Genomic DNA, 13,526 nt, shown 5'->3' with positions numbered 1-13,526 from the left:
AGTAATTGGGTATTTATATAGTCTGATAACGCTAGGCTCTAAAACAGGATTTAAAGAAGGCATCAAAATGGACATCACTTCCTACATCTTCGATATACTCTACATATTCTCTTCAACACTTTTGTACCCGGTGATAATAACACTGATACTGCTTGCTGTTTATTCACTGATACTCATTGGAGAGTTTGTTTCAGAATTGCTGAAACGAAAACGCGATACAGAAAAACTTGAACTCTGCTGCAGCAGTACTCGTAAACATATGCTTAGTAAAGATTACGAAAAAGCTGCAAGTTCTCTCAGACTCATCAAACAAAATTTCCTTGTGAAAAGCTTTGCATTAAGTGCTGCTTATCATATAGAAAAAGGAAATCTCCTGTCACTTGAGTGGATAGTCCAGGAATACGAAATAAAGATGGCAAAAAGACTGGAACAGACCAGAATTGTTGCAACGATATCACCAATGGTAGGACTCATGGGAACCCTGATTCCGCTTGGACCGGCACTTATAGGCCTTTCACAGGGAAACATCGAGGAACTGGCCAACAACCTGATGATAGCATTCGCAACAACTGTTATCGGACTTTTTGCAGGCAGTATCGGATATGTGCTCACACAGATCAGGAAAAGATGGTATTGGCAGGATATGGCAGATATTGATTACATTCTTGACACCCTGGAGGCTAAAGAGTGAGACGCAGCAGAAATGATCGCAGAAAGCAGATCTATGAGGATGAGGAACAAAATCCTCTCACAGGTGTTGCAAATCTTTTTGACATTGCAATGGTATTTTCTGTTGCACTTCTGGTGGCGCTTGTGATGTCCTATCAGCTTCCGGAACTTTTGAGTCCTACAGAAAACATAACCATTGTTAAAAATCCAGGGGAAAAGAACATGGAAATGATAATTAAAGAAGCAGGTGAACCAGTCCAGGTGCTTGATATGAGCGAGAACAAAGGAACTGGAACCGGAGAATACCTTGGTTCTGCTTACAGGTTGCCGGATGGTACCATTGTATATGTTCCAAATGATGGAAATTCAACTGGTGTCTGAAACATGAGGGAACATTGCTTTCTTTAATTACCGAATGATTTTGAAAACTAAAATCAATATATTTGATACAAAATCACAAAAATGCAGCTTTATGAAATTGTATAAAAATTAAAGTACAAATTCAATCATCTTTTTTTATTCCTGATACTTTTCAATCATTTTTTCAAGACTATTTCTTTTTTGTGCAATATTTACATATTTGCATATAAACACCATTACATATTTACCAGATAAAAATACAAATAAAGAAGAGTTAAATAAACCAGTGTGAGGAGTAATTGTGGATATGAATTCAACAAAAATGAACTCAATGGATATGAAATCCATGGACATGGAAGATATGGAAAATATGGATATGATGGACATGGAAAACATGAATTTGTGCCAGAGCTGCGGAATGCCAATGAAAGAACATATGGACTTTGGAACCAATGAAGATGGTTCTATGAATAATACCTATTGTACCCATTGTTATCAGAAAGGAGATTTCACTGAGCCTGATATGTGCATGGATGACATGATCAACAAATGCACACACATGATGACTGAAATGGAAAAGATGTCTGAAAAAGATGCAAAAGAAATGAATATGAGATTAATTCCCACGCTTAAGAGGTGGATGATGGGAAAAATGTAAATGTGACTTTTTGAAAGTCAGCTTGTTCTTATACTTCTTTTTTATCACAAAACTCGTCCTAATTTGATTCAGATGTACCATTTGACTTAAGGAACCATTTTTCAGCTATATACAGAAAAATCATTATTGTGAATGCGAGTGCAATTAGCATACTATCAGATGATGCCTTGAACAGAACCAGTGAACATAGTACAATGGAATCAAGGAATATTGCTATACTTATTATCAGGGAATTTGCTTTAACATCCTTACGCAAATTACGCAAAATACCCCATTGCAGAATTATGTCCATTACAAGATAGAAAATAGCTCCCAGAGAGGCTATACGACTAAGATCAAGGAATATTGTCAGAATAATAGCAATCACTATTGTATAGACCAGAGTATGTTGCTGGACGGTCCCCGGCATACCAAAATGACTGTGTGGAACAAGTTCCATTTCTGTTAGCATTGCAAGCATCCTTGAGACTGCAAAAACACTGGCAATAATACCGGAAACAGTAGCAATTATGGCTAATAACACGGTAAACCACAGGCCAAAGCTGCCAAAGACAGGTCTTGCTGCTTCTGCAAGTGCAAAATCTCTTGCCTGTGATATTTCAGCAATACTAAGGCTTCCTGAAACCGCAAGTGAAACTAAAAGATAAAGTATTGTGCATATTAAAAGAGATATAATTATTGCCCTTCCCACATTTTTATGCGGTTCCTCTACTTCAGAACCACTGTTGGTAATGGTCGTAAACCCTTTATAAGCAAGAACGGAAAGTGCAATTGCTGCCAGAAATCCCATTGGAGAAAAGGCCGACACATCTGCTGACGTTTGTGAAAAGGAAAAATCTGCAATCCACAGACCGACTATTCCAAAAACAGCAATTCCCCCTATTTTGATTAAAGCCATGCTAAATGATATTTTTTCAATGACATCATTGCCTGAAATGTTAACAATAAATGCAAAAACCAATAGAATGACACCTAAAACAGGAATTAAAAAACTTCCTTGCTGAATATCAAACAACTGTAACGTATATGTACCAAAAGTACGTGCAACAAGACTTTCGTTGATAACCATGGAAAATGCCATGAGTAGCGCACTAAAGCCTGTAATCACGGTTTTACCATAGGCTTTTTTCAAATACATTGCAATCCCTCCGGCGGAATGATAAGCATTTGATGTTTTAATGTAAGCATACGAGCTAAATGCTGCAACAACCGCACCAATTACAAATGCTGCGGGAAAACATTGCCCTGCAAGTTCAGCAACCTGTCCCAGAAGTGCAAATATACCTGCGCCTATCATAACGCCTGTTCCAAGTGAAACTGCGCCTGTCAGCGTTAAACTCCCAGATTTATATTGACCCAATATATTCCCCGCTTACTAAAAGCTGATTGAAACTACTTGTATGTTTTCATAAATAAAACTGGTAAAGCTTGCTGATTTATAATTTAAACTGTATTTGTCCTACGATTTCTGCCTTATTTTAGAACAAGCATGGAATAAGCATCAAGCTCTACTTTTACAAACATTGTTTCACCTGACTGTTCAATTATGAATTGCTGTCCGGGACAAAGCAAATTAGTCATTTTCTGGCCTTTTCTGTGAAGATTGCTATCTATGATTATGCAATTTTCCCCTGATTCTGAATCAAGGTTCATGACAGTGAGAATCTCAATTGTATCAAGTATCCGTGAATAAGCCAGTATGCTTTTTCCTGAGGATGGATAATAAAAATCTGTGCCATTTTCTGAAACTGGTCTGAAATACTGCCTACCATATCTGAGTGCAGGTTCTGACATTCTTATCCCTGCAACTTCTGATATCGCGCAATAGATCGGATTTTCAGGATTAAAGAAATGATATCCTTGTGTTCCAAATGCTCCCCAACTACCACCGAACATACACTCACGGATATATGCATCATCATCCCCACCACCATTGAATCCCTGTTCTGTCCCATAATATATGCATGGAATGCCCTGACTTGTCAGTAGGTAAGATATTGCAAGAACAACTTGCTGATGAATGCTGTTTCCATGCATGAAACGCCTGTATGGTCTTATCATCTGATCATGATTATCAACAAATGTCACAAAATAACGACCTGCTTCACCGTGGTCTGTATAATTGTTCCTGAAAGCTTCATACCTGCTCCTGAGCACTTCAGGATTACTGAAGCCCTTAATAACTTCCTCAAGCACAAAATAAAGGGGAAAGTCAAGAGCTGCATCCAGAGACGGGAAACGCTCGTTGGTTCCCGGAATACGACTGTTACGGCCTATATATTTCTGTATTGTCGCGTCATCGCCCACTATTTCCCCGAAAATGAAGAAATTATGCTTGCCGATAGACTTGGCATATTCCTTTATTGCATTACAGAAGATGGCTGTGGAACTGGATTCCAAGTGTTTCACCGTATCCATTCTGAAACCATCTATGTCGGTTTCTTTTATCCAGTACTTGTAGACCTTAATTAGAGTATCAAGGACATCCGACCTGCGCACATCCAGTTCCTTCAACGTGAAGAAATCTCCATTAACTGCCTGTTCGTTGTCGTTCCAGTCAGTAATCTGGCCTCTTCTCTTATAGTATTCAGAATTCTGAAATTCCAGCGGCCAGACAGCATCATTCTCACCGATACCATCTTTTGAACCTGATTCTTTAGAAAAAGCACGCCATTTTCCAAAATCAAAAGGACCTGGGGCATCTTTCCAGTAATAATAAGGATTATCTCCGGGATATTCCCAGTTGTCTCCCGTATGATTGATTATAATGTCCTGAATTACATACATGCCCCGACTATGGGCTTCTTTTACGAGTTCCTGAAAGTCTTCAAGAGTTCCGAATCTTTCGTCCACTTTCAGGAAATCCTGTATTCCATATCCATGGTAGCTTTCATCCATTTCCTGGCGGTTTCTGAATACAGGACTGAGCCAGACTGCATTTGCACCAAGAACTCTGATATAATCAAGTCTTCTGGTTATACCTTTAATGTTACCACCCTGGAACTTTTTACCTTCTGAAATATCAGGTTCTCCTGACTCAGATAAGTGGTTGCAAAGCTCTATAGCCTCTTCATTATTGTCAAACCTGTCCACAAGTAAAAAATAAATAAACACATCTCTCCAGTCGGAAGGAGAAGGAAAAACATCATTTTGGATATCAAAATTTATGTCTTTAACAGATTGGATATTTTCTCCCATATGAATCCCTTTTAATTATTGTAACACAAAGATAATAATTATTTGTACCCTGTACAAAAGATAAAATCAGCCACGCATTTCAGAACAGATAAGCAAGAAGTCATCTCTGGAAACAGAGCGAAAACCATTTCTGAGAAAAAGACCCCAGCGGGATTTATTTTTGATAAAATCCAGTTGAGGTAACAATGGTTTGATGTCGATTTCATGAACTTCATGCAAGTATTGAACCTCACGCCTGTATGGTTTAAAAGTATCAGAAAGCTTCACCTGAAATACTTTCTCCCCGGTAACCTTTGCAATTGCCACAAATTTCTGATATGGTTTGGTATCGCCATATATCCTTTTTGGAGAATAGTATGCTATCCAGTCACCAACATTCATCTTTTCCAGAGGGTTTCTCCTGCCGTGAGAAGCCTGAGTGAAGCCTTCCTGAATTCCTGCAAATACATGATCCCTGGATGCAACTATAAGCCAGTAACCGATATTATCTTGCATATCTGTATTCCAACTACAATATAACGAAGATCACTTTCGTGCTGTACTGAAACCTATCAACGAATAAGGAAGACAATGCCTGGTTATTGAGGAAAAAAGACCTACCAGCGCAACTATGGCTAATATCCATTGCAAAATACCCGGTTCGACAAAGTCCATTGCAAGGATTATTATTGCTATGGTACCAAAAAGTGCCCTGATAAGGAGGTCAAAGCCACCTACATTTTCCTGAAATAATAGTTCATTCATATCCATATTTACACTCCCATTTAAACAGAAAAGAAACGTTGGTTCTGTCCTGTTTATCTTAAGTTTGTCAAAGATAAGATAAAACTTTGACCCCGAAAAGAAAATAGCGAGAACATTTTCATTTTCTGCCAAAATAAAAAATCCCGATTGAACTCCAGAAAATCATAACAATAATCGCCAGTGCAAGCATTGGAAGAGGACCGAAGTAGAATATTAGGGGAACAGAAGCAGCAGTGAAGATGCCGCCGCCTACAATTGGCTCGAATAAAAGTTGTTTGTATCCGAAACCTTCCATTGCAGGAGATGTGTTTGCAGGATCTGCAATTCTCATGAGCAAAAGACCACTTGCAGTCATTCCCATTGATTGTCCGAAGTTACCAATACCTCTTTCAAACCAGTAGGAAGGAATCATTTTAGGACCGAGAAACAGGAAAGCTACCAGATTCCATACAATTCCCACGGTAGCAAGGATAAGAAATGGTACCAGATTGCTTCCTATAACTGCAAGGGAAAGTGTGGCTATTGCACTGGTAATCAGAATGTCAAGTGACAGCCCCTGTATTCGCATCATGAGATTCCTGTCAAGTGTATGATACCTATCAAAACGTTCAAGAAGGAACTGTAGAATAATGCCACCGATCATAGCCATTGGAAAAAGCGGGATATGGGAAAACAGGTAAATGCCCGTTGACTGACCCCAGAGTAGATCTTCTGCAATTATCAACAGATGCAGAATAATATAGCCAATTCCTACAGCAATCCCTACATATCCAAAGTGAAGAGACAGCGGTTCTATGGATTCGGGTCTTGTTGTTATTTTTCCGGCTGATTCCCTTGAGTCAAAATCGATTATTCCTGTCTGGTAATTCTCATTAAGAAATATGTCTGAAGACTTATTCAGAACCGCTGTTTTATTTGTCCGAATTCCATAGTTCAGAAGGAGAATACCAAGTATAACCCCAAAAAGTATACCAATTGTTGCAAGTCCAAGTGCCAGATCCGAAGCATCCGTGAATCCGAATTCTTCGTAGGTAGCGGCCATACCTGCTGCAGTACCGTGACCACCTTCAAATGATATCTCAATCAGAGCTCCTGCTGTAGGGTCTATTCCAAAGAAGGGAGTCAGGATAAGAATCGTTACAAGTATGCCGAAAACATATTGACCCCATGCAATGGTCTGTCCGTGAGCAATCTGTGGTCCTGCAAGCAACCATATGTTCTTTAGAGAAGGTATTTTCTTTCCAAGGAAAAGTGTTGCAAATATAAGATTGATAAAAATTCCTGGTAAAGAGGACCATATATCAATCATTTCCTGAGGAAATAAGCCACCTGAAAGAAATGTCCCGTAATAACCTGTTAATGTGGCTATTTTACCAAGCACTTCTGAACCCAGAAATAGTGCAAGAAAACCTCCTATGAGGGAACTGGGAATGAAAAGTTTCTGGAGAGGAGGAGAAATGACTCTTATCCACTTTCCAAGTAAAAGTATAACTCCCAGTATAAGAAAGCTTATTCCAACCATTGAAGCTGATGACATTAACAAAAGTCACCTAAATTGTCCTGAAATAATATTTCATTCACATCCATATTTTCACTCCCTGTATTGATCAGGAGAGAAATTATTTAAGTGTATGTCTTTGAATTATTGAGATATTCAAAAAAAGCAACTCGTTAAACTCTCAGCTTTCACCTTGTGGTACTGATACCACGAGTTTACTAACTTCCTTTTTCATAAGAATAACAGCTACAACGAATCCGAGAAAGTCGGATATTGGAAATGATACCCATATTCCTGTCAGGCCCATGTACAATGGAAGGATGAATACAAGTGGTGGCAGGAAGAAAATCTGTCTTGAGAGAGTGATCATCAGTGAGCCTTTTGACTTGCCAAGGGACTGAAGCAGAGCCATTGCCACAACCTGAGTACCTATGAATGGCATCATGAGGAAACTTATTTTTATTGCTGGCACTCCTACGTCTATCAATCCGGCATCAGTGCTGAAAACGCGGAAAATCTGCTCAGGGATTAGGAATACAACAATGACACTCAGTATACACATTCCAAAAACAATATAGTTAGAGATTGAAACGGTTTCCCGTACCCTCTCTAAATTACCGGCACCGTAATTGAAACCAAAAATAGGCTGGATGCCATGCTTTATTCCTATTATAGGCATCAGCGTTAACATAAAGACCTTGATGATGATGCCGAATACTGCAATGGCCATATCTCCTCCATATACGAGGAGACTCTGGTTCAGGAGAATGAAAACCAGACTTTCAACTGAGTTGAAAATAAATTCTGACATGCCTATGCTCACGGTCTCCCAGGAAAGAGCAAGGTCAGGCACCATATCTGCAAGCCTGAATGGAATCAGGCTGATGTTGCTTGTATAATAGTGAAGTACCAATACACAGCCAACTATCTGTGATATTACCGTGGCCACAGCAGCTCCCATTATTCCCATGTTGAACTCAAAGATAAAAAGTGGATCAAGTATAATATTCACAATACTGGAGATCAGCATGATTGACATTGCAAACTTTGCGTGTCCTTCGGCTCTTATGGTATTGCTCAATGCTGCGGAGAATGCAAAGAATATTGTCCCCATGAGTATGTACTTCGTGTACTCCCGTGCAAAAGGAAGTATGCTCTCCGATGCTCCGAATACTTTCAGTACAGGATCAATGAATACCAATCCTAAAATAGTGAATATCACACTGGAAATTATTACCAGTATTACCATATTCCCGAGAGCCTTCTCAGCTTTTTTACGGTCGCCCATACCAAGAGCTCGTGATATGATCGAGGCTCCTCCAATACCTAATCCCATGGAAATACCCATCATGAGCATCTGTACCGGGAATGCAACAGAAATACCTGCAATTCCAAGGGAACTGTCAGCTCCAAGTCCTCTTCCAACGAAAATTGTGTCCACAAGATTGTAAAATGCCTGCACAAGCAACCCCACAATCGCAGGGGTTGACATTCTGTAAATGAGCTTTTTTATATTCTCGTTGGCAAGCATATCAGACCTTTCGTTTATCATACAAAGGACACCCTGATCATAAAGTATTCAGAAAAGACCGGTCAAATTTGTCAATAATGGTCATTGAACAAAATACCATATCAGTCCAAGTAAAACTCCTATAAGTACCCAAAATTTGAACATGCTAAAACCACATGAACCACCACAGCAACATGAATTGCACTTTGCATCTGTTTTTTCTTTTGACATTGAATATCACATCCTCAGAAATTGACTTATCTGGTGATCAGCTTTTTATCAAGGTGAAAGTAAAGAACTTATCGATACTATACTTTAATGGATACTGAGTGAATAAGAAAAAAGTCAGTACACCAGCCGGGATTCGAACCCGGGTTCGAGCGTTGGCAACGCCCGGTGATAACCGCTACACTACTGGTGTGCTTTTGCTTAGGTGCCCAGACCCGGACTTGAACCGGGGACAACTGCCTCTTCAGGGCAGCGCTCTCCCAACTGAGCTACCTGGGCATCATGACCCGAAGCACCTAAATGCTGCTTTTACATTTAAACTTAACTGTTGCAAAACTGTCTTGGTGGGCCCGCGGAGAGTCGAACTCCGGACCTCCGCCATGTCAAGGCGACGTCATAACCAGCTAGACCACGAGCCCATTATGCAGTTTGCGAATATCTGTAAACACCTTGCTGCTTTCTAGCACTTTAGTGCTATTATCGCACGCCTTGGCGCTTATCAGCACCCCTCATAATGCATAATAGATAATAAACCTTTTGGGTAAACGGATAGAATTCATGAGCCTGTATATAAAGAACAGTCTCCATAACCCGTACCAGAAACACTTCAAATTACTGAAAACACTTGTGACAATCTCATGAAAAAAGAGAGATTTGGAGCAAATCTGCATCCAACACGGATGAAAAAGATATTGCTTTCGATATTATATGGCAACATGAGGGTAAAGGTTTTTCGCACATCAAACATAATAGAATGTAGGTTCTGTGGAGCTGGCATCCATGAAACTTTGCGAGGATCCATCTGGGAAAACCATTGTCAGCATATCTACGGTTCCATTCAGATCATGTGCATCATAAAGATAATATTCGTCATTCTTACGTGAAACATCCTTTACAAATACTACAGCATTGTTTCGGCCAATCTCCAGCACCTCAAAATTCTCAAAATCATAAAATAAATTCTCAATTGCCGGCTCCAGATTGTGTGTGCCCAGAAGAGATATGTATATACTTGAGAACATATCCATGTCATAAGAAACAGTTATTACCACATCAGTGCCCTGAAATCTCATTGAGAACTGGTTGAAATGGAGATATTCCTCTCCATTAGATATCAGGTCATTACTGGCCGAAAACCAAAATAAGGACATGATAAGTACTATTATCAGAAATGCTGTGAGCTTCATAATATCAGGTCCGGAGCAACAAAGGAAGGCATAATTTCTTATATTCTGATGCCACTATAATCATATTAACTTTACTCACAAATTAAATATAATAACTTTGACTTGCATAATTATAAAAACCGTCAAGTATATATTTTGTACGTACTACTGTGAACAAACCACAAAACTTGCGAGAAGACTATGGAAAAAGAGACTACTGATTCTAGTGAAGAGATTGAGCTGTACGAGGACAATTTCGAAACCACAGACTCCATAGATGTTCCGGAACTTTTAATAGACCAGATAATCGGTCAGGAACATGCGGTGGAGGTGGTAAAAAAAGCAGCAAGCCAGCGAAGGCACGTTATGATGATAGGAAGTCCGGGAACGGGCAAGTCCCTGCTTTCAAAGGCGATGGCTGAACTACTTCCAAAGGAAGAACTACAGGATATACTCGCATACCCTAATCCTGAAGATAACAATAATCCGAAAATACGTTCTGTACCTGCCGGAAAAGGTAGGGAGATCGTAATGGCACACAAACTGGAAGCACAGAAAAAGGCCCAGTCACGTAATATGCTGATGATGATTCTGGTATTCGGTATCATTATCTATTCATTCTACGTTGGCCAGCTCCTGTGGGGTATTATTGCAGCAATAATGATATTGCTCCTTACGCGCCAGTTCATGCCAAAAGAAGAAATGATGATTCCAAAGCTCATTGTTTCAAACTACCAGAAAGAGCACGCACCATTCCTTGATGCAACAGGAACACACGCAGGTGCGCTTCTTGGTGATGTAAGACATGACCCATTCCAGTCAGGTGGTCTTGAAACACCTGCTCACGACAGGGTAGAGAGCGGTGACATTCATAAATCACACAAGGGTGTGCTGTTCATTGATGAGATTAACACTCTCAGCCTTGAATCACAGCAGAGCCTGCTTACAGCACTTCAGGAAAAGGAATATCCAATTACCGGACAGTCCGAAAGAAGTTCAGGTGCTCTTGTCAAGACAGAACCTGTACCATGTGACTTTATCATGGTGGCAGCAGGTAACCTTGACGCAATGGAAAAGATGCATCCTGCACTCAGATCCCGTATAAAGGGTTACGGATACGAACTGTTTATGAGGGAATCCATGGAAGATAATCCTGATAACCGCAAGACCCTTGTCAGATTCGTGGCACAGGAAGTCATGAGAGACGGTCATATTCCGCCGTTTGATCAGACTGCTGTGGATGAAGTTATCCGCGAAGCACAGAGAAGGGCTGGCAGAAAGGGACATCTCACACTGAAACTTCGTGACCTTGGTGGTCTTGTGAGAGTTGCAGGTGACATTGCCCACTCAGAGGATGCCCCTGTTGCTACTGCGAAGCACGTCCTTGCTGCAAAGAAGATGGCAAGGTCAATAGAACAGCAGCTTGCTGATAATTACCTTGAGCGCAAGAACGATTACCAGCTTTTCAAGAAGATGGGAAGCGCTGTTGGAAGAGTAAACGGGCTGGCAGTGATGGGTGGAGATTCAGGAATTGTGTTGCCTATCATGGCAGGAGTTGCTCCATCACTCTCTAACTCAGAAGGTAAGGTAATTGCAACCGGAATGCTCAAGGATATTGCAAAGGAAGCTGTGCAGAACGTTACCGCTGTTATCAAGAACGTAACAGGCAAGGATATAAGCAACCATGATATCCACATCCAATTCATCGGAACTTATGAAGGTGTGGAAGGAGACAGTGCGTCCATATCCATTGCTACCGCAGTGATCTCAGCACTTGAGAATATACCGATCGATCAGTCAGTAGCTATGACAGGTTCGCTGTCTGTCAGAGGAGATGTACTTCCTATCGGTGGTGCAACCTACAAGATCGAAGCTGCAGCCAGAGCAGGTATAAAGAAGGTAATTATTCCAAAATCCAACGAGGATGACGTGCTTATCGAAGAAGCATATAAGGATCAGATAGAGATAGTTCCTGTAACCAACATCGTGGAGGTTATAGAACACAGTCTCGTAGGTCCTGAAAAGGAAAGAATCCTTGAGAAACTTAAGAGTATCAGCAGCCTCAAGACAGGTACCGAAATGCCTGAAGTAGTCCCTGTGTGAGCAGGGGCTGTTACTCATTTATTTAAATTTTTGTTTCATTCATAATGTGAGGAGTTAATAATGCATAGTGTAGACTTTTTTGATACGAGGATAATTGAAGGGACTACAACGTCCATTGTCCTTGATAATGGCAAGATCGAGCAGATATCTGTCAATTTTACTAAAGGAGCAGCCGTCAGGGCTCTTAAAGGTGGTTCCTGGGGATTCACTTCCGCAGACGGAGATTTTGATGTTGAAAAAGCCATACGTGCAGCCTCTGAACTTGCTGTGAGCATGAATGACAAATCTCCCAAGGAAAAAGTAAAAATGCAGGACATCGCCAGCCCTGTTGTCTCAAATGCTCCAAAAGTTAAGAAAAATCCACTGGATATTTCACTTGAAGAAAAAGTAAGCAACCTGAAAGAATTCGGGAAACATGCTAAAAAAGAAGGAATCAGCAGCACCAGTGCTGTGTACAGTGAATCATCTTACAAGGTAATGTATACTGATTCCACAGGCGTGGAGGGCGAATATGATGTTGTACGCACCGGGTTTGCCATCAGTGCTGTGGCTTCCAGAGAAGGACTCTACCAGGCAGGAAGAGAAAGCCGCTTTGGAGTTACAGGCTATGAGATATTTGACAAATACAATGCATCTGAGCTTGCAGAAGAAGCTGCCAACAGTGCATTACAACTCCTTGATGCAAAACCTGCAAAAGGTGGAAACATGCCGGTGATACTTGACCCTGAGCTCGCAGGTGTTTTTGCTCATGAAGCAGTCGGACATGCATCAGAAGCAGACCTTGTACTTGAAGGAAGCTCAGTTCTTGAAAACCGCATAGGAGAATCAATTGCATCTCCTCTTGTAACAATTATCGATGATCCAACCATGCATGAATATGGTTATTTCCCTTTTGACGATGAAGGCTCGCAGACCAAGAAAACAACACTCATAGAAAATGGAGTGCTTAAATCATACCTTCACTCAAGAGAAACTGCAGCAAAACTTGGAGGCACACCAGGACATTGCCGTGCCCAGGGACATTCCAGACCGATAGTCCGTATGAGCAACACATACATTGACAATGGCAATTCTAAATTTGAGGAAATGCTTGAAGAAATCGGGAATGGAATGTATCTTATAGGTTCCCGGGGTGGACAGGTGAATACCGGCGAAGGTGTTTTCCAGTTCAATGCTGAAAAAGGATACCTTATTGAGGATGGGCAGCTCACAACACTCATCAGGGATGTTTCACTTTCCGGGAAAATCCTTGAGATTCTCAATAATGTAAAAATGGTAGGAAACGACCTTAAAATGAACTCCGGAAGATGTGGTAAAGGCGGACAGCTTGTACCTGTCACCGATGGTTCCCCGCATCTTATGATATCCGAAGCAATGGTAGGAGGGGCATGA

At 40.7% G+C, this 13,526-nt stretch carries 12 protein-coding genes and 3 tRNA genes; 5 read left to right on the top strand and 10 right to left on the bottom strand.

What is annotated here, in order from left to right; genetic code table 11:
* The first annotated feature begins 67 nt into the window (after positions 1 to 67).
* The 3 genes from METTI_RS12495 to METTI_RS12485 all read left to right on the top strand — a co-directional run bounded on the left by METTI_RS12495 (position 68) and on the right by METTI_RS12485 (position 1,687).
* Positions 68 to 691: a MotA/TolQ/ExbB proton channel family protein gene (locus METTI_RS12495; protein ID WP_023846185.1), complete on the top strand. Its 624-nt coding sequence runs from the start codon at positions 68 to 70 to the stop codon at positions 689 to 691.
* Positions 688 to 1,050 (top strand): DUF2149 domain-containing protein, encoded by a 363-nt coding sequence (locus tag METTI_RS12490; RefSeq protein ID WP_023846184.1) that lies wholly within the window; start codon positions 688 to 690, stop codon positions 1,048 to 1,050. The genes METTI_RS12495 and METTI_RS12490 overlap by 4 nt, the downstream gene beginning before the upstream one ends.
* Before the next feature lie 286 nt (positions 1,051 to 1,336).
* Entirely contained in the window at positions 1,337 to 1,687 is a 351-nt protein-coding gene (locus tag METTI_RS12485; RefSeq protein ID WP_023846183.1) for a zinc ribbon domain-containing protein, read from the top strand.
* Positions 1,688 to 1,745: 58 nt separating this feature from the next.
* On the opposite strand, the gene METTI_RS12480 is transcribed toward METTI_RS12485, so the two are convergent.
* The 10 genes from METTI_RS12480 to METTI_RS12435 form a co-directional block, all read right to left on the bottom strand.
* A complete protein-coding gene (locus METTI_RS12480; RefSeq protein ID WP_023846182.1) occupies positions 1,746 to 3,047 on the bottom strand; it encodes an APC family permease in 1,302 nt (433 codons plus the stop codon).
* Positions 3,048 to 3,160: 113 nt separating this feature from the next.
* Complete coding sequence (locus METTI_RS12475; RefSeq protein ID WP_023846181.1) at positions 3,161 to 4,885, bottom strand: alpha-amylase family glycosyl hydrolase; 1,725 nt, start codon at positions 4,883 to 4,885, stop codon at positions 3,161 to 3,163.
* Positions 4,886 to 4,951: 66 nt separating this feature from the next.
* A complete protein-coding gene (locus METTI_RS12470; protein ID WP_023846180.1) occupies positions 4,952 to 5,380 on the bottom strand; it encodes an EVE domain-containing protein in 429 nt (142 codons plus the stop codon).
* A 30-nt stretch (positions 5,381 to 5,410) separates the two neighbouring features.
* The gene (locus METTI_RS12465; protein WP_023846179.1) at positions 5,411 to 5,635 is read right to left on the bottom strand and encodes a YgaP family membrane protein; all 225 of its coding nucleotides are present in this window, start codon (positions 5,633 to 5,635) and stop codon (positions 5,411 to 5,413) included.
* A gap of 112 nt (positions 5,636 to 5,747) precedes the next feature.
* On the bottom strand, positions 5,748 to 7,166 hold the full coding sequence (locus tag METTI_RS12460; RefSeq protein ID WP_023846178.1) for a sodium/glutamate symporter: 1,419 nt from the start codon (positions 7,164 to 7,166) through the stop codon (positions 5,748 to 5,750).
* 142 nt (positions 7,167 to 7,308) lie between these two features.
* Entirely contained in the window at positions 7,309 to 8,679 is a 1,371-nt protein-coding gene (locus tag METTI_RS12455) for an MATE family efflux transporter (RefSeq protein WP_023846177.1), read from the bottom strand.
* 307 nt (positions 8,680 to 8,986) lie between these two features.
* A tRNA-Gly gene (locus tag METTI_RS12450) sits at positions 8,987 to 9,058 on the bottom strand.
* A gap of 13 nt (positions 9,059 to 9,071) precedes the next feature.
* A tRNA-Phe gene (locus tag METTI_RS12445) sits at positions 9,072 to 9,144 on the bottom strand.
* Between the two features lie 63 nt (positions 9,145 to 9,207).
* Positions 9,208 to 9,284, bottom strand: a tRNA-Val gene (locus METTI_RS12440).
* A 321-nt stretch (positions 9,285 to 9,605) separates the two neighbouring features.
* Positions 9,606 to 10,052, bottom strand: a complete 447-nt coding sequence (locus METTI_RS12435; protein WP_023846176.1) for a hypothetical protein — start codon at positions 10,050 to 10,052, stop codon at positions 9,606 to 9,608.
* Positions 10,053 to 10,232: 180 nt separating this feature from the next.
* Here METTI_RS12435 and lonB point away from each other — a divergent pair, with 180 nt between their 5' ends.
* Both lonB and METTI_RS12425 read left to right on the top strand, forming a co-directional pair.
* A complete protein-coding gene (lonB, locus tag METTI_RS12430; RefSeq protein ID WP_023846175.1) occupies positions 10,233 to 12,134 on the top strand; it encodes an ATP-dependent protease LonB in 1,902 nt (633 codons plus the stop codon).
* A gap of 60 nt (positions 12,135 to 12,194) precedes the next feature.
* The gene (locus tag METTI_RS12425; protein ID WP_023846174.1) at positions 12,195 to 13,526 is read left to right on the top strand and encodes a TldD/PmbA family protein; all 1,332 of its coding nucleotides are present in this window, start codon (positions 12,195 to 12,197) and stop codon (positions 13,524 to 13,526) included.

This window comes from Methanolobus tindarius DSM 2278, from assembly GCF_000504205.1.
Classification (GTDB): domain Archaea; phylum Halobacteriota; class Methanosarcinia; order Methanosarcinales; family Methanosarcinaceae; genus Methanolobus; species Methanolobus tindarius.
Note: the sequence above shows the minus strand (reverse complement) of the source record. Positions and strands in the feature narration are given on the sequence as shown.